This window comes from Mesorhizobium sp. M0243, from assembly GCF_040321775.1.
Taxonomy (GTDB): Bacteria; Pseudomonadota; Alphaproteobacteria; order Rhizobiales; family Rhizobiaceae; genus Mesorhizobium.
The window spans coordinates 74022-97908 of record NZ_JAMYSF010000012.1 but is presented as its reverse complement, the minus strand read 5'-3'; the positions used below and the strand labels follow the sequence as shown (position 1 = coordinate 97908).

Sequence of the window (23887 nt, the reverse complement as noted above, 5' to 3'; positions counted from 1 at the left end):
GGGGGTCGACTGTTCATCAACAACACGGCCGATCAAAAATCGGTCGGCGCGCCGCCTTCGGACCGCCGCTTGGCGACGAAGGCGTTGAGTTCCTCGCGGATGGCCGGGTCCATGTAAGGCTCCTCATAGGACGCCAGCCGCTCCTTCCAGACCTTGTTGGCCTTTTCGAGCGCCGTCGGCGAGCCGGCTTCCGCCCAGGTCTCGTAATTGCGCCAGTCGGAGAGGATCGGCGAGTAGAAGGCGGTCTTGTAGCGGTCCTGCGTGTGCTGGGTGCCGAAGAAATGGCCGCCAGGACCGACCGACTGGATGGCGTCGAAGCCGAGTGCCTCTTCGGAAAGATCGAGAGGGGTCAGGAATTCGGCGACCATCTGCAGCAGGTCGATGTCCAGAATGGTCTTCTCGTAGGAGCAGCGCAGGCCGCCCTCGAGCCAGCCGGCGGCATGCATCATCAGATTGCCGCCGCCCTGGATGGCGCCCCACAGCGAGAACACGCTTTCATAAGCCGCCTGCGCGTCGACCGTGTTGGCGGCGCAAGTGTTGGAGGTGCGGTAGGGGATGTTGTAGCGGCGGGCAAGCTGGCCGCCGACAAGCTGCGCCTTCATGTATTCCGGCGTGCCGAACGCCGGCGAACCGGACTTCATGTCGACATTGGAGGTGAAGCCGCCATAGCCGACGGGCGCGCCCTTGCGCACCATCTGGGCGAAGGCGATGCCGGCAAGCGCCTCGGCGTTCTGCTGCACCAGTGCGCCGGCGATGGTGACAGGCGCCATGGCCCCCGACAGGGTGAACGGCGTGACGACGACGACCTGGCCCTTGCTCGACATCTGGATGATGCCTTCCATCATCGGCACATCGAGCTTGAGCGGCGAATTGGTGTTGATGATGGTGAAGACGGACGGCTCTTCCAGCATCTGCTCGTGGCTGATGCCGCGCGCGATCCTGGCGATCTCGATGCCGTCGACATTGCGCTCCTTGCCGAGCGAATAGATGTGGAACACCTTGTCGGTCAGCACGCTGAGATCGCGGATACATTCGAGGTGGCGGACGGACGGATGGATATCGGTCGGCTCGACCGGGTAGCCGCCCGTGCAGTTCAGGATGTTGTGCATCTGCGCAAGCTTGAGGAAGTTGCGGTAGTCCTGCTGGTTGCCGGGCCGGCGGCCGCGATCGATGTCGGAGCAATTGGGCGCCGACGCCATCATCGAGATGATCACATTGTTGCCGCCAAAGCGCACATTGTGAGCGGGATTGCGGGCATGGATGGTGAACTCCGACGGGCAGTGCGACACCAGTTCCAGGATCATGTCGCTGTCGAAGCGCACCCGTTCGCTGCCGTCGCGCACATCGGCGCCATGCGCCTTCATGATGCTGCGGGCCTCGTCGTGCAGCACGTCGACGCCGATTTCCCGCAGCACGCGCAGGGAAGCGAGGTGGATCGATTCCAGCTCGTCGTCGGAGACCAGCCTGGTTGGCGCCAGCGGGTTCTTCAGCTGGCGAAAAGCCGGCTGCTCGAACGCGGCCGAGCCGCCGGCGCGCTTTCCGGCGCGGCCGCCGCGACGGGCGCGGTCAGTGGCCAATGCCGGTTCCAAGGGTTGTAGGGCGGCGGTCATGATGGTCCTCGTAGGATGCGATAGCGGGCGGCATAATGGACCGGCGGCTGCCCAGCCATTGCGGAGGCGGCGACCACTAGGGCGAGGGAAGCGACATGCCGGAACGGCAGTTGCGCGGCCACGACATCGGCCTGATCCCGCCGCCTCGTTGGCTTAAGCGGATTTCGGCGGCCGGCCCTTCCTTTCCCGGGATCGAACCGATAGCTACTCGGCTTGCCGGCCGGATGGCCAGCAGTTCATTTGGATGGCAGCATGGTCGCGACCGGCTCGAGCGAAGGCGAAGCAGGAACGCAATGGGCAGCGCTTGCCGGCGTCACCGCGGCACTTGCCATGTTCGGCGCTGCGCAGGGGTTGAGCTCGCCGCTGTTCACGCTGCTGATGCAGAAACAGGGCATGTCGCCGGCGCTGATCGGCTTGTCGGCGGCGATGATGCCGCTCGGGCTGATCCTTTCGGCTTCCTTCGTGCCGGCCGCGGTGCGGCTGGTCGGTGGGCGCAACCTGGCGGTCGGCTGCTCGCTGATCGGCGCGCTCTGCTTCCTGGGCATCGGCTATCTGCAGGACTGGGTGGCTTGGTTCGTCATCCGCTTTATCATCGGCGTCGTCATCAACCCGCTCTACATTCTCGGCGAGGTGTGGGCACTGTCGCTGGCGCCGCCATCGCGGCGCGGCAGGGTGATGGGCGTGTTCAACACGCTGATGGGCGCCGGTTACGCCGCCGGACCATTCGCGCTGACCCTGCTCGGTACGTCGGGCTGGGCGCCCTTCATGGTCGGCGTCGCCGGTTTCGCGCTCTGCGCGGTGATCCTGCACGCGGTCTCGTCTAAGCTCACCGGTTTCGAGGATGACGGCCAGCCTGCCAGCGGCCTCGTCGGCTTTGCCAGGATGGCGCCGGCGCTGCTGCTTGCCGTGCTTGTCTCGGCGGCGGTCCAGCAGAGCACCTATGCGCTGGTCCCGGTCTTCGGCGCCAGCTACGGCCTGGCCGAAGCCGTTCTGGCCTCGCTGGTGATGGCGCTTTCCCTCGGAAACATCCTGCTGCAGATACCACTCGGTCTTCTGGCGGAGCGTTTTGGCGCACGCGCCATGATCATCGTCTGCGCGCTGGCAACAACCGTTTGCGCGCTTTTGCTGCCTCTGCTGATCGCAACGCCGTTGATCTGGGTCGTGCTGCTGGTGATGGGCGCGGTCGGTTACGGCGTCTACACCATGGCATTGGTCGAACTCGGCAGCCGGTTCAAGGGCTCTGTGCTGGTCGCCGGCAACGCTGCCTTTGCACTGATGTGGGGCGTCGGTGGCATCGTCGGCCCACCCGGTGCCGGCCTGCTCATGCAAGGCATCGGCCCGCTCGGGCTGCCGGTCGTGATCGCCGGCCTCGACGCGGTGCTGGTGATGTTCGCGCTGTATCGGTCGTCCGTGCGCCGAGCTTCCTGACAAGCCCAATCTCCTGACAGGCCCAGCCTCCTGACAGGCCCAGCCTCCTGACAGGCATTGTCTGGAGCAAACTGTTTTCGCCTGCCAGGGGCTTACCACCACGTTGCTCAATCGCTAATCCTGCAGCCTCGATAGCGGTGCGCACATGAATTTGGTTGAATCGAACAAGGACGAGACGATGCAATGGGCTGGCATCACCGGTGTGATCGCGACCGTCTCGGTGTTCGCCGTCGCGCAAGGGTTGTCCTATCCGCTGCTGAGTTTCATCCTGCAGCGCCAGGGCGTTTCGCCAGCGATGATCGGCTTGTCGGCGGCCATGACGCCGATCGGTTTCATCCTGTCGTCGCCATTGATCCCGGCGCTGGCGCGGCGGTTCGGGGCAGGGCGCACGGCGCTTACCTGTGCGGCCCTTTCGGCTGTCGTGCTGGCGCTGATCGGCTGGACGCAAAATGTCTATTTGTGGTTTCCCCTGCGCTTCCTGATCGGTGTGGTGAGCAACCCGCTCTATGTGCTGAGCGAGATCTGGGTCATCGCGCTGGCGCCGCCGGCCCGGCGAGGGCGCGTCATGGGTGTCTATTCGACGATCATCTCGGCCGGTTTCGCGGCCGGGCCACTGTGCCTGCTTGCAGTCGGCACCGAGGGCTGGCCGCCCTTCCTCGTCGGTATCTCCGCCTTCGTGCTGTGCGGCATCTGCCTGGGCTTGGTGCTGCCGCGTTTGCCCAAGGTCGACGAGGCCGGGCATCAGGTTTCCGTCCTGGGTTTCGTGCCGCTGGCGTGGCTGCTTTTGTTTGCCGTCATAGTCGCCGCCGGCTTCGAACAGGGCGCGCTGGCGTTGCTGCCGGTCTATGGCACCCATCACGGCATCACCGAAACCCGCATGTCGGCGCTGCTGTCGGTGATGATTGCCGGCAACATCGCCATGCAGGTGCCGCTCGGCCTTTTGGCGGAAAGGCTTTCCGCGCTCCTGGTACGGCTCGCCTGCGTCGCGATCACGGTGCTCGGCTGCGTCCTGCTTCCGCTTCTCATCGAGTCGCCGCTCATCTGGCCAATGGTCTTTATCTGGGGCGCGGTTTCCTACGGCATCTACACGATGTCGATCATCGAGCTCGGCGAACGCTTCACCGGCTCCGCACTGGTTGCCGGTAACGCGGCCTTTTCCTTGATGTGGGGCGTCGGCGGTATCGCCGTGCCGCCGCTGGCGGGCGGCGCCATGGATATTCTGGGTGCCGGCGGGCTGCCGATCACGCTTGGGCTGCTGTGCCTGGCGCTGGCTATTGCTAGCCTCGCTGGTCGGCGGAAAGCCTCAATCGTGCGCTGAGAATATCGATACAGCCTGTCGGCGTTGGCCTTTTCAAAGCAACGCGTTTATCGGAGACCTCATGACCAAGCCTGCCACCCAGACGCCGAATTCCACCCCCTCGACCGACGATCCCTTCCTCTGGCTGGAGGACAGGACGGCCAAGCAGTCACTGGACTGGGTACATCGCCAGAACGAGGTCACGGTTGGCGAATTGCAGGGCGATCCGTCCTATCAGGCGTCGTTCCAGACCGCGCTCGACCTGATGACGGCCGAGGACAACATCGCGGTCGGCGCGGCAAAAGCCGGCCATGTCTACAATTTCTGGCAGGACAAGACCAATGTGCTCGGCCTCTGGCGCCGCACGACCGTCGCTTCCTACAAGACCGAGAAGCCCGACTGGGAAACGATCATCGACTTCGACCAGCTTGCGGCGAAGGAGGGGGTAAAATGGGTTTTTGGCGGCGCAAGCCGACTCTATCCGGACTTCAACCGTTGCCTGGTGAGTATGTCGCCGGATGGCGGCGACGCCAGCGAGATGCGCGAATTCGACATCGCGACCAAGTCGTTTGTCGAGGGTGGGTTTCGTGCACCCGCTTCCAAGTCGGGCTTCAGCTGGCTGGATAAGGACACCGTGATTGTTTCGGCCGCTTTCGACGAGGCCGACAAGACCGAGTCCGGCTATCCGCGAGTCATAAAGCTGTGGAAGCGCGGTACCAAGCTGGAAGACGCGACGCCGATCTTCGAGGCGCAGAAAGAGGATCTCGCCGTTGGTGCCGCTGTCGAGTACGACGGTGACAGACGTTATCTGGTCCTGGCTCGAACGCTGAATTTCTTCGCTTCGCACATCTTCCTTCGGCTGCCTTCCGGCGAAAACAAACAACTGCCGCTACCGGACGACATGACCGATACGGCAATATTCAGGGATCAGCTCGTGTTCGGCGTACGCAGTCCATGGACGGCGCCCGACGGCACGGTTTGCAAGCCCGACGGCCTCTATTCGCTGGATCTCGCGCACTGGGTCAAGATCGGCGCGCTCGGACCTGTCGAAACCTTGTTCGAGCCGGCATATCGCGTTTCCATAGCCGGCGTTGCCCGCACGCGGGACCGGCTGTTCATCAGCCTGATGGACAATGTGCGCGGCAAGGTCGTCGTCTGCGAGCGCAAGGATGGCAACTGGTCGCTGAAACCGGTGGCGCTGCCCGAAAATGGCAATGTCGGCATCAGCCATGCCGAGCAGTTCGGCTCGAGCGTGTCCTTCTCCTTCACCGATTTCCTGACGCCGAGTTCGATCATCTGGTCTGACGACAATGGCGAGACGCTAGAAACCGTGAAGTCGCAGCCGGCGCGTTTCGATGCCTCGCCGCTGATCTCGGAACAGTTCGAGGCGCGCTCCAAGGACGGCACGATGATCCCTTATTTCGTCGTCAGGCGGCGCGATCAGAAGGGGCCGGTGCCGACGCTGCTTTACGGCTATGGCGGTTTCGAAGTGCCGCTGCTGCCCGGCTATGCCGGCGTGCGCGGCAGGCTATGGCTGGAAAAGGGCAATGCCTATGTGCAGGCCTGCATCCGTGGCGGCGGCGAGTTCGGCCCGGCCTGGCATCAAGCGGCGCTCAAGGGCAATCGCCAAAACGGATTCGATGATTTCGCAGCGGTCGCGCAGGACGTCGTCAAGCGCGGCATCGCGACAGCAAGCTCACTCGGCATCCAGGGTGGTTCGAATGGCGGCTTGCTGACCGGCGTTTCCTTGACGCAGCATCCCGAGCTTTTCGGCGCCGTCATTATCGAGGTGCCGCTGCTCGACATGCTGCGTTACGCCGAATTGCCGCCCGGCGCCTCGTGGATGGCCGAATACGGCGATCCGTCGAAACCCGAAGACGCGAAGTGGCTTTCAGCCTACTCGCCCTACCAGCATGTCGACGCCGCTGCCGCCTATCCGCCGGTGCTGCTGACCACATCGACCGCTGACGATCGGGTCCATCCCGGCCATGCGCGCAAGATGGCCGCCCGCCTGCAGGAAGCCGGCCATGCCAGGACGCTGTTCTTCGAGGAGACCGAGGGCGGCCATGGCGGGCGTGGCGACCGCCGGCCGCAGGCGGCGCAGACGGCGATGAAATATGTCTTCCTGCAGAGGGCGCTGACAGCCAAGGCCTAGACTCATTCCGTTATGGGCCAAGCAAAGGGTGGTTCTCCTCGACCAGCCTTTGCTCTAAGATGGCTTCCATGGCTCTCGTCAGGATGTTGATTGACGCATTTGAGGCTCGCGCATTGCGGGTCGCGGTGACGCCGTCACCGCGTACGCTGCGCGCCGAGCTTTTGCGGCTGTGCGCCCGCATCGGCTATTCGCCACCTCTCTGCCTCTGAAGCATTCGCCCCGGCTTGCCGGATAGAATCCAGAGGAAAGATCAGACATGACCTATCAGAATTATTCGCTGAAGCAGCTTCAGCAGATCGACGCCGCGCATCATCTGCATCCGTTCACCGACCACAAGGAAATGCGCGGGGCCGGGTCGCGCATCATCACCCATGCCAACGGCCCTTTCATCTACGATTCCGAAGGGGCTGAAATCCTCGACGGCATGGCCGGGCTGTGGTGCGTCAACATCGGCTATGGCCGTGACGAGCTGGCCGACGCCGCCTATGCCCAGATGAAGGAACTGCCTTATTACAACTCCTTCTTCAAATGCTCGACGCCGACGCCAGTGCTGCTGTCCAAGAAGCTGGCGGAGATCGCGCCGAAGCACGTCAACCAGGTGTTCTATGGCTCGTCGGGCTCGGAGGCCAACGACACGGCCCTGCGCCTCGTGCGCCACTATTGGGTGCTGGAAGGCCAGCCGGAGAAGAACCGCATCATCTCGCGCAAGATGGCCTATCACGGCTCGACCGTTGCCGGCACCTCGCTCGGTGGCATGGATGGTATGCACAAGCAGCTCAACGGTGCGGTGCCCAACATCGTCCATGTGATGATGCCCTACGCCTATGAACTGGCGCTGCCTGGCGAGAGCGATCATGATTTCGGCCTGCGCGCGGCCGGGGCTGTCGAGGAGGCGATCCTCGAAGCCGGCGCCGACAAGGTTGCCGCGTTTATCGGCGAGCCGGTCATGGGGGCGGGCGGCGTGAAGATACCGCCGGCAAGCTACTGGCCGGAAGTGCAGCGCATCTGCCGCAAATACGATGTCCTGTTGATGCTGGACGAAGTCATCACCGGTTATGGCCGCACCGGCGAATGGTTCGCCGCCCAGACGCTCGGCATCGAGCCCGACACGATCACCACCGCCAAGGCTCTGACCTCGGGCTATCAACCGCTGTCGGCATTGCTGGTTGGCGACCGCATCGCCTCGACGCTGGTCGAGAAGGGCGGCGAGTTCAACCATGGCTACACCTATTCCGGCCACCCGGTGGCCTGCGCCGTGGCGCTGAAGAACCTCGAGATCATCGAGCGCGAAGGGCTGGTCGACCGCGTCAGGAACGACACCGGTCCTTATTTCGCCAAGGCGTTGCAGGAGCGCATTGCCGGACATGATCTGGTCGGCGAGGTGCGTTCGATCGGACTGATGGGCGCGATCGAGATCGTCAAGGACAAGGCGACCAAGGAGCGGTTCCTGCCGGCTGGAAGTGCGGCGGTGACCGTGCGCGATCATGCCATCGCGCACGGCATGATGCTGCGCGCTACCGGCGACACGATGATCCTGTCGCCGCCGCTGATCTGGACCCGCGATACGATCGATATGGCCTGCGATCGCATCTCGAAGGCGCTGGATCTGGCGCAAGCCGATCTGCGCAAGCGGTAGAACTCGACCCCTCGGCTGGGCGCTCCTCGGCGGGAGCGCCCAGCCTTGAGGCCATGCTGACGCGGGGAGCGAACGAATTCCACCACAAGCGCGTAGTGTGTGGGGCTGCGGCTGATTCGGCCGCGACAAGGGGTTTTGTTTCCATGAGAAAGACCGGCAAGAGCCGACGGACGCAAGAAGCGGCCAGCATCGGCGGCGACCTGATGCTGGCGCCGCTGGTGGCGATGATGCGGCTGCCGTTGATGACCATGGATGGCGGGAGCAGCCAGCCATGGAGCACGGAGACCGCGCGTGCGGTAAACGAGAAGACCGCCGCTATGGCCGAAGGCGTGTTTGCGGCGCAAATGTCCTTCCTGCAATCGGCATCGCGGTTCTGGCCGGAAATCTTTTCCGGCCGCACGCCGTCGCTGTTCAACGGGGTCGCGGCGGAGCGCTCGATCAGCGCCGCGCTGAAGCCGGCAAGCCGTGCCGTGAAAGCGAATTTTCGCCGGCTGTCCAACAAGACCTGACAGAAGTTGCAGAACTTTGATTTTGCGCATTGACGGGCGCATGCGCTAGAATCAGTCGGTACGTCACCGATGGGGGACACGATGGCCGGACAACCGCTCAACCAGCCGGCTGAAATTCCAGCCGAACTCGACCGCTGGAACTGGGGCGCCTTCTTCCTCAACTGGATCTGGGGCATCGGCAACAGCACTTTCATCGCGTTGCTGGCGCTGATCCCTGTCGTCAACATCATCATGATCATCGTCCTGGGCGCGCGCGGCAGCCGCTGGGCTTGGCAGAACCGCGCCTGGCGTGACGCGGAACAGTTTCGCAAGACGCAGCGCAACTGGGCAATCGCCGGCCTTGCCGTCTGGGTTGTCGGGATTGGCGGCTGCGCGACGATGGTGGGCAGCATTCCCTACGTCCTGAAAGGCAGCGATGCCTATCACATGACGATGGACAGGCTTCGCGCCGACGACCGCGTCAAGGCGGCGTTGGGTGATGATTTGACCGACAGTTTCTGGGTCGGCGGCCATCTCAACGTCAATGCAAATGGGGCCGGCGACGCCCAGTTCGGCATTCCGGTCCACGGCGCCAAGGGCAAGGGCACGGCCTATTCGACCGCTGTCCGGACAGCCGGCACATGGAGCTTGCGCCTGCTGGTCGTCAGGGTCGAGGGAACCAATGCGCCGATCGTGCTGATCAACGAAGATCATGTCCCGATCCCGAATGCTGCAATCGGAATATAGCTGGGCAAAACGCAAAAAAAGCAGCCTAAACACGGGCGCGAAGGCTGACAGTTCGGTCGGCTTTGTGGCCCAACAATCGGGTCACCACTGCTGCGTTCCAGACAAGGAAATATGCTGAAAAGCCGGATGCTGTCTGACAGTATGCGCATGCGTTCATGTGGGCCGGTGGCAATTTCATACAAGGGCACGCGCATATGGTGAGTTCCTTTCGTGCGGTCGTGGTCGGTGGCGGCTGTGTGGGTGCCGGCATTCTCTACGGCCTGGCAAAGCGCGGCTGGACCGATGTGGCATTGTTGGAGCGAACGCAGCTTACGGCCGGGTCGACATGGCATGCCGCGGGGCTCATCCCCTCTTACGCGCGCAGCCGCAATGTCGGCCGCATGATCGCCAGGTCGATCGAAATCTATGAGGGGCTGGAGGCGGAGACGGGCCAGAACGTCGGCTGGCACAAATGCGGCCAGCTGCGCATTGCCAACACGCGCGACAGGCTGGACGAGTACAGAAGCTACATGGACGTTGCCGAGGTCCAGGGTGTGCGGGCCCGGATCGTATCGCCCGCGGAGGCGCGAGAGATCTGGCCGCTGCTCGACAACAACAGCATGCTGGGCGCCCTCTACCATCCCGATGACGGCCACATTGCACCCGCCGATGTCACCCAGGCCATGGCCAAGGGTGCACGCGACCTCGGCGCGAAGATCCATCTTGATACCGAGGTCGTGGGTTTCGAGCGGATGCCGAGCGGCGAGTGGAGGGTCAAGACCTCGCGCGGTGACATCGTTTGCGAACATGTCATCCTTGCGACCGGCAATTACGCACGCCAGACAGGCGCCATGCTGGGCCTGGACATTCCCGCGATCCCGATCCTGCATCAGTACTGGATCACCGAGTCGGTTCCCGAGGTGGTGGAACGCAAACGGCTTGGTCTTCCGGAGATGCCGATCCTCAGGGACGAGGGTTACGAGGGCTATCTGCGCGAAGAGGGGGACGGGCTGATGTTCGGCCCCTATGAGCGTACCGAGCAGCTCAAGCTGTTCGCCGAAAACGGCGTCCCGGAATGGTTCGGCGCCGATCTGCTCGATGAAGATTTCGACGCCGTTTCCTGGAACTGGGAGCGCGCGACCGAACTGGTCCCCGCACTAGGCCGCGCCGGCATCAAGCGGAATGTGCGAGGGCCTTTCCAGATGACGGCCGATGAACTGCCGCTGATGGGGCAGGCGTGGGGCCTGGAGAATGTCTGGCTCGCCGAAGGGGTGCCGGGGGGCATCCTTTGGGGCGGTGCGATTGGCTACTACCTCTCCGAACGGATCGTGGAGGGTGGCAACAGCATCGACACGGCGGAGCTGGATCCCCGTCGGTTCGGCCAATATGCCAACAAGAACTGGACCCGGGCAAAGGTCCGGGAAGCCTGGGGCACCCACGCCGCACAGCACTATCCAGGCCAGGACATGCCGGCGGCACGACCGCAGAAAACGGCCCCTTCCTATGACCGTCTAAGCCAGCTCGGCGCGGTGTGGGATGTGTTGAACGGCTGGGAGATGCCGAGCTGGTTTGCGCCTGCCGGTGTCGAAGCGCGCAACGTCTACAGCTGGCGCTGGACCCCCAAAGGGAACCACGTCGCCGCGGAGGTCCAGGCTGTCCGCCAGACCGCTGGCCTGGTCGAGATGACACCAATGACCAAGTTCGAGGTCAGCGGACCGGGCGCAAGGGACTGGCTCGACGGAATCCTGGCCAACAGACTGCCGCGTCCCGGTCGCGTCGCTCTTGCCCATCACCTGACGCCGGCCGGCGGCGTGCAGGCCGAGTATGTGGTGGCGCGGCTGCAGAGCGACCTGTTCTATCTCATATCGACGCCGCGCGCAGAGCGCTGTAACCTTGACGATCTCCGCCGGCTGTTGCCGAAGGACGGCAGCGTGCATCTGCGCAACGTCACGGAGGATCGCGGCAGCTTCACGGTGGTTGGGCCGAAGGCGCGCGACATATTGCAGCCGCTGACGGAAATAGATCTCTCCAACGAGGCCTTCCCCTGGTTCAGCGTGCAGTCCGGCACTGTCGGCATGGCCAGCGACGTGCGACTGCTGCGCGTCAACTATTCGGGCGAATTGGGATGGGAGCTCTATCATCCGCTCTGCTATCAGCGGCATTTGCTGGATGCGCTCCTGGCCTCGGGGGAGGCGCACGGACTGAGGCTGGTCGGACTTCAAGCGCTGGAATCGCTTCGTCTCGATAAATCCTACCGCGCCATGTATCGCGACATGAATCTCGAACTGTCGGCCTGGGAGAGCGGCCTCGACCGATTCATGAGCCTCGACAAAGGGGACTTCATCGGCCGCGCGGCACTGGTCGCAAAACAGAAGCAGGGGGCGGCACGCCGGATCGCCACGCTGTCGATCGATACGGACGGTGCGAGCGCGTTCGCCTTCGAGGGCGTCTACCGCGAAGGCGAGCTCGTCGGCCACATCACCTCTGCGGGCTACTCCTACACTTTCGGTCACGACATCGCACTTGCGCTGTTGCCCCTGGAACTTGTGTCGCCCGGTATCGAGCTCGAGGTGTCCATCCTCGGCGAGCGCCGCGCGGCCAAGGTGATCGCGGACTCGCCCTATGATCCGGAAGGCGCCCGCGGGCGCATGTGAGGCATCCCGGAGTACAGTTTCCGGGTTATCGATGTCTCAAAACGTGCTGCAGGGCAAAACGCAAAAACCGCGCTCCATCAGGAACGCGGCTTTGCCAGATACGCATGGCGCTTCGCTACGCAAACACTTTGCGAAACTTATGGCACTTGTCGAAACTTACGGGCTCCGGTACGCGAGACCTGATCCGGAGCGCCGGGCGGATGAGATATGTCCGCCTCGCAGTCCGTTTTATAGGGACATCGTTACCGCGGAGTTATCGAGAGCTTAAGCAAATCTAAATTTGCATTTTTTCCACCGAAGGAAACCGGAAAAACCCGCCAAATCCAAGGGTTACGCTGGGTTACCCCTGAGAAAATTAATTATGCCGGAGAAATCGACGCCGCCATGTCCCTGGGCGTTGAACAAGGCATAGAGCTGGGCTGCTTCGGCACCAAGCGGCGTTACAGCACCCGCACTTTGCGCGGCTTCCTGGGACAATTTCAGGTCTTTCAGCATCAGTGCTGCTGCAAATCCTGGGTTGTAGTCCCTGTTTGCGGGCGAAGTCGGCACCGGGCCGGGCACCGGGCAATAGGTGGTCAAGGACCAGCATTGCCCCGACGAGGTTGAGGCGACGTCGAACAGCGCCTGGTGTGACAGGCCGAGCTTTTCCGCCAGCACGAAGGCTTCGGCGACACCGATCATCGAAATGCCGAGGATCATGTTGTTGCAGATCTTTGCCGCCTGGCCGGCGCCGTCGCCGCCGCAATGGACGATGCGGCCGGCCATCGGCTTCAGGATCGGCTCCGCGGTTGCAAAGGCGTCATCGGAGCCTCCGGCCATGAAGGTCAGCGTGCCGGCTGCGGCACCGCCGGTGCCGCCTGAGACGGGCGCATCGATGGATAGCAGGCCGTGTTTGGCGGCTATGGCGTGCACCTTGCGCGCCGACTCCACATCGATGGTGGAGGAATCGATGAACAGCGCCCCCTTTTTCGCCTTGGGCGCGATGTCTTCGTAGACGGAGAGCACATGCTTGCCAGCGGGAAGCATCGTAATCACCACATCGGCATCCTTCGCTGCGGCAACGGCATTGGCCATCACAGTCACGCCATGCTCTCGGGCGACGGTGAGGCTTTCCGGCACAAGGTCGAAACCATTCACCGCATGCCCCGCCTTGACCAGGTTAGCGGCCATCGGATTACCCATGTTCCCTAGGCCGATGAAGGCAATGGTGCTCATAATGGTGCTCCGTGATTTGGGCTAGGCAGTAGGCAGTAGGCAGTAGGCATGTCTATTCCGGTGTAAGTCTGACAATGAGTTGGCGAAGCATTTTGCCGATGCCCTCGGTCGATATCAGCAAGTGATCAGCTTGATCATGCGTGGCAAGGCCAATGCGTTCGGCGATCTGGAGGTGTGTCTCGAACTCCTTCAGCGAGCCTTGGGCGATCCGGAGAAATTGCTGATAAGAGCCTCTGTTGTCTCGACCATAACCTTCGGCGATGTTTGCAGGGATAGAGGTCGCTGAACGGCGGATTTGGCTGGTCAACCCGTACAATTCTTCCTTGGGCCATGCCTTGGTCAAAGAATAGGTGGCGACAGCCAGATCCATCGCCTGCTGCCACACGATAAGATCCTTGTACGAACTGATCTTGCCGGTCATCTCACTGCCTACTGCCTACTGCCTACTGCCTACTGCCTACTGCCTACCAATCAGCGCCCGCGCGATGATGACGCGCATGATCTCGTTCGTGCCTTCCAGGATCTGGTGTACCCGCAGGTCCCGCACCAGCTTCTCGATGCCGTAGTCATGCAGGTAGCCATAGCCGCCGAGCAGCTGCAGTGCGTCGTTGGCGACGTTGAAGCCGGTATCGGTGACGAAGCGCTTGGCCATCGCCGACCATTTGCCGGCATCCGGCGCCTTGCTGTCGAGCTTCGAGGCGGCTGCATAAAGGAAAATACGCGCCGCCTGCAGCTCGGTCTCCATGTCGGCCAGTCTGAACTGCAGCGCCTGGAACTGGTTGATCTTCGAGCCGAAGGCCTTGCGCTCGGCGGTGTAGGAAAGCGCCTTGTCGAGCGCCGACTGCGCGCCGCCCAGCGAACAGGCTGATATGTTCAGCCGGCCGCCGTCGAGCCCGGCCATGGCGATGCCGAAGCCCGCGCCTTCGCCGGACAAAAGGTTTTCCGCCGGCACCTTGCAATCCTCGAAAATCACCTGGCGGGTCGACTGCATGTGCCAGCCCATCTTGTGCTCGTTGGCGCCGAAGGAGAGGCCTGGCGCGTCTTTCGGCACGATGATGGTGGAAATGCCTTTCGGCCCCTCGGCACCGGTGCGCACCATGACGGCGTAGACATCGCTGTCGCCAGCGCCGGAGATGAACTGCTTGGTGCCGTTGAGGACATAGTCGTCGCCGCTCCTGACCGCACGGGTCTTGAGCGCCGCGGCATCGGAGCCGGAGCCGGGCTCGGTCAGGCAGTAGCTCGCCAGCCATTCCATCGACGTGAGCTTGGGCAGGAAGCGCTGGCGCTGCTCGTCATTGCCGAAACGGTCGATCATCGAGGCCACCATGTTGTGGATCGAGATGAAGGACGAGAAGGCCGGATCGGCGTGCGCAAGCGCCTCGAAGATCAGTACGGCATCGAGCCGGCCGAGCGCGGAACCACCGACGTCATCGCTGATATAGATGCCGCCAAGGCCGAGCGGCCCGGTCTCGCGGATCACGTCGGCCGGGAAATGCTTGTTGCGGTCCCAGTCTAACGCATTCGGCGCGACACGGTCTGCGGCGAAGGCCTGCGCCATCTCCTGGATGGCGCGCTGCTCCTCGTTAAGTTCGAACTGGCTGGTGCTCGCATCGACCGCGGCGTCCATGGCGTGCTCCCTAATCTTCGACCTGTTGGCCTGTCGTTTTTGGCTTTGCGCGCGCACCAATCTAGACCAATGATGCCGCCGCGCAACCCGAGCCTATCAACCGGCCATTTGGGGAGCGGCTGTGCATCAATGCATGTCCGGAGCACAATGTGACGACAAAATTCGATGAACTGCTGGGCCGGTTCCACGCATACCTTGCGTCCGTGGATCACGCCTTGGTGCGCGAAGCCGTGGCGCGCATTGGCTGGGGCATGCCGGCCCGCACGCTGGAGCCACATCCGCTTGCCTGCCTGCGCCATCTTGATCGCGCCGCCGAACTGGCGCCGTCGGATGCCAAGCCGCTGGTGCAACTGCTTGCCGAGCGTCGGAATGATTTCCGCTGGGGGCAGACCTACAGCGAGGCGGATTTCGGAAAAGAGTTCATCGACAATTACGGCTGGCTGGAAGTGTTCGGCAACCGAGGCCACTTCGCCAATGACGCGGTCGCCGCCGGCGTGCTGATCCTTGGGCCTGATATCATCTATCCCGACCACCATCACATTGCCGAGGAAATCTACATTCCGCTGACCGGCGGTACCGAATGGCGCATGGGCGAGAGCGGCTTTTGCATGCGCACGGCCGGCGAGGTCGTCCACCACGCGTCCAACGTCAATCACGCCATGCGCACCGGCAAGGACCCATTGCTGGCGCTCTACATCTGGCGCGGCGGGCCGCTGGCGCAGAAATCCGATATTACCGGAACCGTGGCGCAGGGCAGGGGCTGATGGCCAAAGCGATCATGCTGCAAGGCACGGGTTCGGATGTCGGCAAGACGGTGCTGGTCGCCGGCCTCTGCCGGGCGGCAAAAAAGCGTGGGCTGAAGGTGCGGCCATTCAAGCCGCAGAACATGTCGAACAACGCCGCCGTCGCCGACATTCCGGGCGACAACAATCATGGCGGCGGCGAGATCGGCCGCGCGCAATGGCTGCAGGCGATCGCTTGCGGTGTTGCGCCATCGGTTCACATGAACCCGGTGCTGCTCAAGCCGCAGACCGATGTCGGCGCGCAGGTCATCGTGCAGGGCAAAATGTTCGGCGAAGCGCGGGCGCGCGACTACCAGGCGATGAAGGGCCGGCTGATGGATGCCGTGCTGGACTCCTGGGGCAAGGTCGGCGAGGGCGCCGATCTGGTCATCGTAGAGGGCGCCGGTTCGCCGGCCGAGATCAACCTGCGCAGCCGCGACATCGCCAATATGGGCTTTGCCACGCGCGCCGACGTGCCGGTGGTGCTGGTCGGCGACATCGATCGCGGCGGCGTCATCGCTTCGGTCGTCGGCACGCATCTGATCCTGCCGGAAGAGGACCGGCGCATGATCGTCGGCTACCTCATCAACAAGTTTCGCGGCGACGTTTCGCTGTTCGACGACGGCCTGAAGTCGATCGAGACATTCACGGGATGGCGCTGTTTCGGTGTCGTTCCGTGGCTGAAGGCGGCGGCACGCCTGCCTTCGGAAGATTCGGTGGTGCTGGAAAGGCTGGCGTCCGGCGAAGCGCGCGCGCTGAAGGTGGCGGTGCCGATGCTTGGCCGCATCGCCAATTTCGACGATCTCGACCCGCTCAAGGCCGAACCGCAGGTCGAGGTGGTGTTCGTGCCGCCGGGAAGGCCGCTGCCGGCCGATGCCGGACTGGTGGTCATTCCGGGCTCCAAGTCGACGATCGGCGATCTTCTGAAATTCCGCGAGAACGGCTGGGATCGCGACCTGCTTGCGCACCGCAAGCGCGGCGGCCATGTCGTCGGCATTTGCGGCGGCTTCCAGATGCTCGGCCGTGCTGTGCGCGATCCCGACGGCATCGAGGGCAGCGTCACCGAAGCCGAAGGGCTAGGCCTGCTCGACGTCGAAACGGTGATGGAACCGGAAAAGACGGTGCGCAACGTCAGCGCCCGTTCTGTGCCGTTCGACCTGCCGCTCGAAGGCTACGAAATCCATCTCGGCCGCACCACCGGACCGGATACGCTGCGGCCGTCGGCAATCATCAATGGCATCGAGGATGGGGCGGTGTCGGCCGACGGCAAGGTGTTGGGTACTTATATGCATGGCCTGTTTGGCGCCGACGGCTTTCGCGCTGCCTACCTTGCGAGCCTTGGCGTCAGCGGCGGCGGCGTCGATTATCGCGCCGAGGTCGAGAAAGCGCTGGACGAGATCGCGGCCGAGCTGGAGACTAATCTCGACTGTGACGCGATTTTTGGGTTGGCTCGATAGATCCCCGTTGGCTAACCACCTTGGCAATTAGCGATAAACGCCGATCACGTCGTCATCCACGGGCGGAGCAAGGAGCGTAGCGACGCGGCGCAGACCCGAGGATGACGAAGTTGAGGACGCCTCGGTCAATCCCCAGCCAGCAGCGCAATAACTCAGGCCTTCTCGCCAGCCTTCGGCCAGTAGGTGCCAAACGACCAGACATTGCCTTCCGGGTCGCGGCAGATGAACTCGCGGCTGCCATAGTCGCGGTTGGTCAATTCCTGGATGATTGTGGCGCCGGCCTTCTTGGCCTTGGCATAGGCGGCATCGGCATCATCGACTGCAATGTAGATCGACTTGCCGCCGCCTGAGCCGGGCTCGCCGACCATCTTGCCGTAGTCGTCGTCGCGCACCGTGCCCAGCATGATCATTGAGGAGCCGAAGACCAGTTCGGCATGGTGCACGACATCGCCTTCGCCATAGCGGGCCCGGACGCTGAAGCCGAAAGCCTCGCCCAGCCAGTCGATCATTTTTGCCGCGTTCTTGTAGCGCAAAGCGGGGTAAAGCCGCGGCGCTTCAGTGGTGGTTGGCATGGGAACCTCCTTCATTGGGTTGGTCGATAACCCACCCTGCTCAAAGGCCGTTCCAGCGTCTTGAAGAAATGTTACCTGACTGAAAGCGAGGTTGGCGTCTCGCCGGCAAGATCGCGGAACTCGCGCACGAGATGCGCCTGGTCGGCATAACCGCAATCGGCGGCGATATCCGCCCAGTCGGCGGTCTGCTGCCTCGACAGACCGAGCGCGCGGTTGAAGCGCACGATGCGCGACAGCGTCTTGGGGCCGATGCCGATGGCGTTGGAAAAACCGCTGGCGAGATGCTTGCGGCTCCAGCCCAGTCTTTCTGCAATCGATGAAATGCGGGTCCGGCCTCCGGACGTGATGATACGGTCAAAGGCCCAGGCGATTTCGAGCGGCGTCTCTGCGGCATTCTCGAGACGGGCGGTGACGAAGGCTTCGGCCACGTCGAAACGCGTGGCCCAGTCCGGCGCGTTGCCAAGCCGTTCACGCAGCGCCATGCCTTGCGCGCCAAGCACGTCGTCGAGGGCGACCATGCTGTCAGCCAGCTCGCTCATCGGCAGGCGGAAGAAACGGCGTGCGCCAAGCGGCGTGAAGTTGACCTGGACGCAGCAGGCGCCGCCGAAGGATTCGATCACCACCGGTCCGGCATAGAGACCGGCGGCGAAACTGGCGAAGCGGTCATTGTCGCCGGGCGCCTTGCCGAGGCCGATGGCGAAGGGTTCGGCGAAGCTGATGACCAGCGGTACGGTGAGCGACGCGTATTCGACGTTGCGCATATGGCCGGGCGCCATTTCGCGATAGCCGCAAATGTCTGACACAATGCCCTCAAGTCGAGGGTCGGGCAGGCGCCGGCGCATCTCGAACCGCCCGGCGACGGATCGGTCCTGCTCTTGCTGGGGTTGCATATCGACGGGCATTGGCCATCCTTGCGCCAAGTCAAATCTAGCAGACTCGAGGCCGGAATCAAAAGCGCCCGGCTTTTGGCCGGGCGCTCCTCGTCCCCACTTCAAGGGAAATGGTCAGGCGCCGCGCATCAAGCAGCCGCCGGCAAGCACGATGAAAGCGATAAGAACAATCCACACCGATGCGAGTGGAATGAACGCAAGAACGCCAAGCGCGGCGAGTGCGCCGATGATGGCGATAACAACGGAAATGATAAAAACGATCTGCGTAGGTGCGCTAAGATTCATGTGTGGCTCCTCCAACATGATTCGAACAGCGGCATTCTATCAGGGCGCGTGATCACACACCAATCAGGGCGCGCAGTGGGTTCGCCGGGTCGGCCAGCAGCTTCACAGCAAGCGCCAGGCACACGATTACCAGCAGCGGCTTGATCAGTTTTGCGCCGATGCGCATGGCCAGGCTGGCGCCGACGCGGGCGCCGAGGAACTGGGCAACGCCCATCATCAGGCCGATCTTCCAGTAGACGACGCCGAAGGCCGCGAAGACGATGAAGCCGCCGATGTTGGAGGCGAAGTTGAGCAGCTTGGTATGCGCCGTCGCCTTGAGCACGCCATAGCCGGCAAGCGCCACGAACGCCAGCATGTAGAAGGAGCCTGCGCCCGGTCCAAACAGGCCATCGTAGAAGCCGATGGCGGGCACAAGGATCAGTCCGAACAGGAAGGGCGACAGCCGCTCGGCGCGGTCGATGTCGTTCATGTTGGGCTTGAACGCGAAGTAGAGCGCGATGGCGATCAGCACGATAGGCAGGGCAGCCCGCAGAATGTCACCCGGCACGATCGTTGCCAGCAAGGCGCCGATGGCGCTTCCGACAAGGGCCAGAAGCGCCGACGGCAATTGCCGGCGGAGGTCGACATGACCCTTCGATGCGTAGTGGATGGTCGCCGAGCCCGAACCGAACATGCCCTGGAGTTTGTTGGTGGCGAGCGCCTGGACCGGCGTGAAGCCGGCAAGCAGCAGCGCCGGCACCGTGATCAGCCCGCCACCGCCGGCGATCGAATCGACAAAGCCCGCGGCAAAGGCGGCGAAGGCGAGCATGGCGACGGTCTGGATGCTAAGGTCGATCATCTGGTGTATGGGGGTGTCCGGCCGGCTGAAATATCGGGCGTTCGACCACGGCCGCCCTGTTTGCGCAAGGTCGATTCCGCGCTACCTCTATCCAAGCGCATCGCGCTTGGATTTGTATTTGTGTGGTTAACCGGAAAGAGGCTCCTGATGGCATTCGCATTGCTGGACCAGATACGTCAGATATTCGACGGCGACCCGGGTGTGCGCAAGGTGGCGGACGATCCGGTCCTGTCGGCGGAACTGCTGATGCTGTTTCGCATGATCCTGGCCGATGGGTCGGTCAGCGAGAGCGAGATGGTTGCCTTCCGGCGCATCTGCAAGGACGCCTTCGGCATTCAGGAAAGCAGCATCGACAGCGTCATCGAATATCTCAACGAGTTCGGCTACGAGACCAACGGCTCGCAGGCGATTGCACTGTTCCGCGATCTCGACATCGAGCGGCGCCGGCAATTGGCCAAACATATGGCGGAGATCGCCAAGGCCGATTCGCAACTGGCCGAGAGCGAGGTGCGCCTGCTGCGCCGCACCCTCGACCTGCTCGATATCAGCCCGGTCGATGTGGTGAAGCCGCAGGAGTGATTGGGCCGCCTTCTCTCCTGATCAGCCTTGCTCTCGCAGCCGCTTGGCGATCGCCCGGTGTAAATCAGGGGCTGCGGTGACAAGTGCCTTGGCCGCCTCCGACTGCGGGTGATCCAGCACCTCGTTTGTCTTGCCGCGCTCGACGATCTTGCCGTCATGCATGACCAGCACCTCGTCCGTGATGGCCCGGGCGACGGTCAGGTCGTGGGTGATGAAGAGATAGGCGATGCCGAGCTTCTGGTTGAGTTCGGCGAACAAATTGAGGATTTGGGCGCGGATCGAGACGTCGAGCGCCGAGACCGGCTCGTCGGCGACGACCAGTTTCGGGCGGGTGATGATGGCGCGGGCGATCGACAGGCGCTGGCGTTGGCCGCCGGAAAATTCGTGCGGGTATTTGTCCATGTCGCTGATGCCGAGACCGACTTCGTGCAGCGCATGCGCCACCATCTCGCGGCGTTCGGCGCGCGTCGGCTTTTTCTCCAGCACATGCAGGGGTTCGGCGATCAGTTTTTCGACTTTCTGGCGCGGGTCGAAGGAACCGTAGGGATCCTGGAAGACGACCTGCATGTTACGTCGCGCCGGCTTCAGCTCGGCTTCGCTCTTGCCGGTGACGGTCTCGCCTCGGAACCGGATCGTGCCCGAGCTTGGCTGGTCCAGCGCCAGGATCATGCGGGCGAGCGTTGACTTGCCGCAACCGGAGCGGCCGACCAGCGCCACTGACTGACCCGGCGCCATCGACAGGGAGACATCGTCGACGGCTCGGATACCAGGCGCGCGTTTGAACAATGAGGTGCGTCGGCCGGGATAGTCGCGGGTCACGCTTTCGACCTGAAGCAAAGGTTGGCCCGTCTCGATGTCATGCGGCCTGGCGCGCGCCGGCACATGCATCGAGGCCTGCGCCAGCTGGCGCGTGTAGGGGTGGGTCTGTTCGGACAGCGTGCGCGCCGTGTCGCCGGCCTCCATCACCTCGCCATGGCGCAGGATGGTGATGCGGTCGGCCATCTCGGTCACCACGGCGAGGTCATGCGAGATCAGGAGCAGGCCCATGCGGCTTTCGGCGACGAGGTCGCGCAACAGGTCGAGGATCTGTGCCTGCAGCACCACGTCGAGCGCCGTCGTCGGTTCGTCGGCGATCAGCAGCTTCGGCTTCAGCGCGCAGGCGATGGCGATGACGACGCGCTGGCGCTGGCCGCCGGACAGTTCGTGCGGAAAGCGCGCCATCGGGAATTTCGCCTCGGGCAAGCCGACGCGGTCGAGCATCTTTCGCGCCCGGTCTTCGGCCTCGGCGCGGCTGGCCTTGGTGTGCCAGCGTATGCCTTCGGCAACCTGTTCGCCGATGGTCTTGACCGGGTTGAGCGCCGTCATCGGCTCCTGGAAGACCATGCCGATGTCGTCGCCGCGCAGCGCGCACATCTGGTCCTCGGTTGCTGCCAGGATGTCGATGCCGTCGAATGTGACATGTCCGGTGGCGCGCGCGGCATGGGGCAGAAGCTGCATCACCGTCAGCGCGGTCATCGATTTGCCCGAACCGGATTCGCCGACCAGCCCCATTACCTCACCGGGCGCGACGGAAAGCTCCATACCCCTGAGGATCTGCGTGTCGCCGATAGTCAGCGACAGGTTCTCAATGTCGAGCAGGCTCATCGCTGCCGCCGCGATTTCGGATCGAGGATGTCGGCAATGCCGTCGCCCAGCAGGTTCAGTCCCAGCACGGCGACGACGATCGCCATGCCCGGAAAGATCGCCATCCATGGCGCCACCACCATGCGGGTCTGCGCGTCGAACAGCATGCGGCCCCAGCTCGGCATCGGCGGCTGGGCACCCAGGCCCAGATAGGAAAGCCCGGCCTCGGCCAGGATGCCCAGCGCGAACTGGATGGTGCCCTGCACCAGGAGCAGCGTGGCGATGTTGGGCAGCACATGTTCGATTGTGATCTGCGTGCTGCTCTTGCCGGCGGCGCGCGCGGCCAGAATGAACTCGCGCGGCCAGATCGCCAGCGCGCCGGCGCGGGCGACACGGGCAAAGACCGGAATGTTGAAGATGCCGATGGCGATGATGGCGTTGATCGCGCCCGGCCCGAAGATGGCGGTGATCATGATCGCCGACAGCAAAGCCGGGAAGGCGAAGACGAGATCGTTCAGCCGCATCAGTGCCTCGTCGACGAGGCCGCCGCGTGCCGCGGCAAAGGCGCCGAGCGGCACGCCGACCCCCATGCCGATGCCAACCGCGACCAGCGCCACGGCAATCGAATTGCGGGCGCCGACCATGACCATCGACAGGATGTCGCGGCCGAAATGATCGGTGCCGAACCAGTGCGTCAGAGAGGGGGCTTGCGTCTTGTCCGATATCACCAGTTTGGTGACGTCGTAGGGCGTCCACGCATAGGAGACGATTGCCATTGCCAGGATCAGCAGGGTGATGACGAAACCGGCCACGAAGGCGGTGTTCCTGAATGCCTTGGCCAGGATGCTGCCGAACGTCTCCTCTGGGATGTCGATGTGCAGTGTCATTGCCGGCTTCTCAGGCGCGGATCGACAACCGCATAGGAAAGATCGACGAGAAGGTTGACGGCGATGACGGCGGCGACCAGCAGCATGACGACGCTTTCGACGACGATCAGATCGCGCTGGGTGATCGCCTGGAATACCAGCCGGCCGAGGCCGGGCAGATAGAAAACATTCTCGATGATGATGGTGCCGGCAAGCAGGAAGGCGAATTGCAGGCCCAGAATGGTCAGGACCGGGATCATGGCGTTGCGCAGTGCATGCCGCCACAAGACTGCGCGATAGGGCAGGCCCTTGGCGCGGGCGGTGCGGATGTAGTCTTCGCTCAGCACCTCGATCAGCGCCGAGCGGGTGACGCGCGCCAGGATCGCGGCTTGCGGCAAGGCAAGTGCGACCGCCGGCAGCAGCAGCGATTTCAGGGCTGGCCAGACGCCGGCACTCCAGCCGGGAAACCCACCGGCCGGGACCAGCCGCAGCCAGACGGCGAACACATAGATCAGCATCAGCGCGAACCAGAAATTGGGCACGGCGACGCCAAGCTGTGCGGCACCCATCGAAATCGTATCACCGGCGCGTCCACGCCGGCTGGCGGAAAACAGGCCAACGGGAATCGCGATGATGGTGGAGAGCGCAAGTGCAATCAGCGCCAGCGGCAGCGAGACGGCAAGCCGCTCGCTCACCAGGTCGATGACCGGCACCGAATAGGTGTAGGAACGGCCGAAATCGAGGCTGAGCAGGCCGCCGGCCCAGTGCAGATAGCGCAAGGCCAGTGGCGCGTTGAGGCCCATCTGGTTGCGGAGAAGTTCGATCTGGTCGGCGCTTGCGTTCATGCCCAGCATCAGCCGTGCCGGATCGCCGGGCAGGATCTCCAGCACGGCGAACACCACCATGGAAGCCAGCAGCAGCGTGGCGATGGCGACGGCGATGCGTTTTAGGAGATAGGCGGTCATGGAAGCGGAGGCACTGTTATTTTGTCCACCGGGCAAAGGTTGCGTTCCCGCACACCCCCCTCTGTCCTGCCGGACATCTCCCCCGCAAGGGGGGAGATTGTGCTCTCATCGAGGCTTTCGCCAATCGTTGACGGTGCGCAGACCAAGAAGGTTGCAAAGGGTGCACCATCGGCCAAACTGCCGATCTCCCCCCT

21 protein-coding genes are annotated in these 23887 nt (G+C 63.4%); 10 read left to right on the top strand and 11 right to left on the bottom strand.

Going from position 1 to position 23887, the window contains the following annotated elements; genetic code table 11:
* Positions 1-32 precede the first annotated feature (32 nt).
* Positions 33-1610: a trimethylamine methyltransferase family protein gene (locus NKJ11_RS17585; RefSeq protein WP_023812287.1), complete on the bottom strand. Its 1578-nt coding sequence runs from the start codon at positions 1608-1610 to the stop codon at positions 33-35.
* A 252-nt stretch (positions 1611-1862) separates the two neighbouring features.
* On the opposite strand from NKJ11_RS17585, the gene NKJ11_RS17580 reads away from it, so the two are divergent.
* The 7 genes from NKJ11_RS17580 to NKJ11_RS17550 all read left to right on the top strand — a co-directional run bounded on the left by NKJ11_RS17580 (position 1863) and on the right by NKJ11_RS17550 (position 11994).
* Positions 1863-3038: an MFS transporter gene (locus NKJ11_RS17580; RefSeq protein WP_128303964.1), complete on the top strand. Its 1176-nt coding sequence runs from the start codon at positions 1863-1865 to the stop codon at positions 3036-3038.
* A gap of 145 nt (positions 3039-3183) precedes the next feature.
* Positions 3184-4356, top strand: a complete 1173-nt coding sequence (locus tag NKJ11_RS17575) for an MFS transporter (RefSeq protein WP_352793850.1) — start codon at positions 3184-3186, stop codon at positions 4354-4356.
* A 61-nt stretch (positions 4357-4417) separates the two neighbouring features.
* Positions 4418-6490 (top strand): prolyl oligopeptidase family serine peptidase, encoded by a 2073-nt coding sequence (locus NKJ11_RS17570; protein WP_128303966.1) that lies wholly within the window; start codon positions 4418-4420, stop codon positions 6488-6490.
* Positions 6491-6746: 256 nt separating this feature from the next.
* Entirely contained in the window at positions 6747-8126 is a 1380-nt protein-coding gene (locus NKJ11_RS17565; RefSeq protein WP_128303967.1) for an aspartate aminotransferase family protein, read from the top strand.
* A 143-nt stretch (positions 8127-8269) separates the two neighbouring features.
* Positions 8270-8635 carry a hypothetical protein gene (locus NKJ11_RS17560; protein ID WP_023812284.1) on the top strand — a complete coding sequence of 122 codons (366 nt, stop codon included), beginning with the start codon at positions 8270-8272 and terminating at the stop codon, positions 8633-8635.
* An 81-nt stretch (positions 8636-8716) separates the two neighbouring features.
* Positions 8717-9361 (top strand): cytochrome c oxidase assembly factor Coa1 family protein, encoded by a 645-nt coding sequence (locus tag NKJ11_RS17555; RefSeq protein WP_023812283.1) that lies wholly within the window; start codon positions 8717-8719, stop codon positions 9359-9361.
* Between the two features lie 194 nt (positions 9362-9555).
* Positions 9556-11994 carry a GcvT family protein gene (locus NKJ11_RS17550; RefSeq protein WP_352439873.1) on the top strand — a complete coding sequence of 813 codons (2439 nt, stop codon included), beginning with the start codon at positions 9556-9558 and terminating at the stop codon, positions 11992-11994.
* Between the two features lie 330 nt (positions 11995-12324).
* Here the strand turns inward: NKJ11_RS17550 and mmsB are convergent, their stop codons facing one another.
* The 3 genes from mmsB to NKJ11_RS17535 are packed head-to-tail and all read right to left on the bottom strand — an operon-like array spanning position 12325 to position 14836.
* Positions 12325-13209 carry a 3-hydroxyisobutyrate dehydrogenase gene (gene mmsB, locus NKJ11_RS17545; protein WP_128303970.1) on the bottom strand — a complete coding sequence of 295 codons (885 nt, stop codon included), beginning with the start codon at positions 13207-13209 and terminating at the stop codon, positions 12325-12327.
* 52 nt (positions 13210-13261) lie between these two features.
* On the bottom strand, positions 13262-13630 hold the full coding sequence (locus NKJ11_RS17540) for a four helix bundle protein (protein ID WP_023812280.1): 369 nt from the start codon (positions 13628-13630) through the stop codon (positions 13262-13264).
* 36 nt (positions 13631-13666) lie between these two features.
* Positions 13667-14836: an isobutyryl-CoA dehydrogenase gene (locus tag NKJ11_RS17535; protein ID WP_352439876.1), complete on the bottom strand. Its 1170-nt coding sequence runs from the start codon at positions 14834-14836 to the stop codon at positions 13667-13669.
* A gap of 149 nt (positions 14837-14985) precedes the next feature.
* On the opposite strand from NKJ11_RS17535, the gene NKJ11_RS17530 reads away from it, so the two are divergent.
* Both NKJ11_RS17530 and NKJ11_RS17525 read left to right on the top strand, forming a co-directional pair.
* Positions 14986-15600 carry a dimethylsulfonioproprionate lyase family protein gene (locus NKJ11_RS17530; protein ID WP_352793849.1) on the top strand — a complete coding sequence of 205 codons (615 nt, stop codon included), beginning with the start codon at positions 14986-14988 and terminating at the stop codon, positions 15598-15600.
* Positions 15600-17075 (top strand): cobyric acid synthase, encoded by a 1476-nt coding sequence (locus NKJ11_RS17525; RefSeq protein WP_352793847.1) that lies wholly within the window; start codon positions 15600-15602, stop codon positions 17073-17075. The genes NKJ11_RS17530 and NKJ11_RS17525 overlap by 1 nt, the downstream gene beginning before the upstream one ends.
* 152 nt (positions 17076-17227) lie before the next feature.
* Here the strand turns inward: NKJ11_RS17525 and NKJ11_RS17520 are convergent, their stop codons facing one another.
* From NKJ11_RS17520 to NKJ11_RS17505, 4 genes are all read right to left on the bottom strand, one after another.
* Positions 17228-17647, bottom strand: coding sequence for a VOC family protein (locus NKJ11_RS17520; RefSeq protein WP_352629361.1), 420 nt, complete (start codon positions 17645-17647; stop codon positions 17228-17230).
* 71 nt (positions 17648-17718) lie between these two features.
* On the bottom strand, positions 17719-18549 hold the full coding sequence (locus NKJ11_RS17515; protein WP_352552450.1) for a helix-turn-helix domain-containing protein: 831 nt from the start codon (positions 18547-18549) through the stop codon (positions 17719-17721).
* A gap of 102 nt (positions 18550-18651) precedes the next feature.
* The gene (locus NKJ11_RS17510) at positions 18652-18822 is read right to left on the bottom strand and encodes a hypothetical protein (RefSeq protein WP_127268806.1); all 171 of its coding nucleotides are present in this window, start codon (positions 18820-18822) and stop codon (positions 18652-18654) included.
* Between the two features lie 52 nt (positions 18823-18874).
* Entirely contained in the window at positions 18875-19660 is a 786-nt protein-coding gene (locus tag NKJ11_RS17505) for a TSUP family transporter (protein ID WP_023812273.1), read from the bottom strand.
* A 147-nt stretch (positions 19661-19807) separates the two neighbouring features.
* On the opposite strand from NKJ11_RS17505, the gene NKJ11_RS17500 reads away from it, so the two are divergent.
* On the top strand, positions 19808-20239 hold the full coding sequence (locus NKJ11_RS17500; RefSeq protein ID WP_352552444.1) for a TerB family tellurite resistance protein: 432 nt from the start codon (positions 19808-19810) through the stop codon (positions 20237-20239).
* A gap of 21 nt (positions 20240-20260) precedes the next feature.
* Here the strand turns inward: NKJ11_RS17500 and NKJ11_RS17495 are convergent, their stop codons facing one another.
* The 3 genes from NKJ11_RS17495 to NKJ11_RS17485 are packed head-to-tail and all read right to left on the bottom strand — an operon-like array spanning position 20261 to position 23693.
* Positions 20261-21883, bottom strand: coding sequence for an ABC transporter ATP-binding protein (locus tag NKJ11_RS17495; protein WP_352793845.1), 1623 nt, complete (start codon positions 21881-21883; stop codon positions 20261-20263).
* On the bottom strand, positions 21880-22749 hold the full coding sequence (locus NKJ11_RS17490) for an ABC transporter permease (protein WP_023812270.1): 870 nt from the start codon (positions 22747-22749) through the stop codon (positions 21880-21882). Before NKJ11_RS17490 ends, NKJ11_RS17495 begins: the two co-directional genes overlap by 4 nt.
* A complete protein-coding gene (locus NKJ11_RS17485) occupies positions 22746-23693 on the bottom strand; it encodes an ABC transporter permease (RefSeq protein ID WP_023812269.1) in 948 nt (315 codons plus the stop codon). The genes NKJ11_RS17490 and NKJ11_RS17485 overlap by 4 nt, the downstream gene beginning before the upstream one ends.
* Between the last annotated feature and the right edge of the window lie 194 nt (positions 23694-23887).